Genomic DNA, 751 nt, shown 5'->3' on the forward strand with positions numbered 1-751 from the left:
CTGCTTGCTCCCTGGCTGCTGTTTGGACTGATAGTAAGCGTCCAAATCAGTGGGTTTTAGCTTTTGCAGCAATACCGAGTGCTGTTTGAAATACGGCACGATGTGGTTTACTACCATGGCCCGATAGGTTCGGTAGGTATTGGGCTTAATGTTCACTCCTGCTCCCTCAATCCATTGCTCCAGATAGTCGGCAAAAGTTAACCGGCAAAACGGAGTAGACTTTGCCTCCCACTCGTCAATCAACTTCTGCAAAAACTTCTCTGCGCTGCGCTTATTCCCTCTCAGGGGCAGATTTGTGGAGAACCATTTTTGTTTGCGTTTTCCTGTCTCTTCTTTCAGGTTCAACACGGCATAGTATTTGCCGTTTTTCGTTGTTATAAAGCCGGTGACTGCCATTTATTTACTCCTTTCCAGGCTTTCAGCGGCTTCATCTGATGGCTCCATTGTACCAGATTTGGAAGCCGCACGCAAGCGGAGAAATTCCTCTACACTCGCCTTTGGAATGATGTATTTCCTCCCTATGCGAATACTGGAAACCGCCCCGCTTTTCAGCAGGCTGTAGGCTGTATTCCTGCCAACATGGAGCATGGCTTGCAAATCCCTAGCGGAAACCACATCCGGGTACTCCGCAAAAATTCTGCTTTTCATAAAATCACGTTTCCTTTCTTTTTGATTGTCTTGAACTCACCAGGGTGCAAACCGGGAAAGAATGCCGTCTATTGTTTTTCTATCCTCCTTTTCAAGCTGTGCA

1 protein-coding gene and 1 pseudogene are annotated in these 751 nt (G+C 47.0%); both read right to left on the reverse strand.

Annotation, left to right across the window (positions count from 1 at the left end; genetic code table 11):
* Positions 1–396 (reverse strand): annotated as a pseudogene (locus D1841_RS17785) (N-terminal phage integrase SAM-like domain-containing protein); the annotation flags it as partial.
* A complete protein-coding gene (locus D1841_RS17790; protein ID WP_160644985.1) occupies positions 397–648 on the reverse strand; it encodes a helix-turn-helix domain-containing protein in 252 nt (83 codons plus the stop codon).
* Positions 649–751: the final 103 nt, after the last annotated feature.

Origin of the sequence: Neglectibacter sp. X4, from assembly GCF_009917365.1 — a bacterium.
Lineage (GTDB): Bacteria > Bacillota > Clostridia > Oscillospirales > Acutalibacteraceae > Acutalibacter.

Coding starts and splice junctions, on each gene's coding strand:
- D1841_RS17790 (WP_160644985.1), bottom strand. CDS start 648: ATGAAAAGCAGAATTTTTGCGGAGTACCCGGATGTGGTTTCCGCTAGG.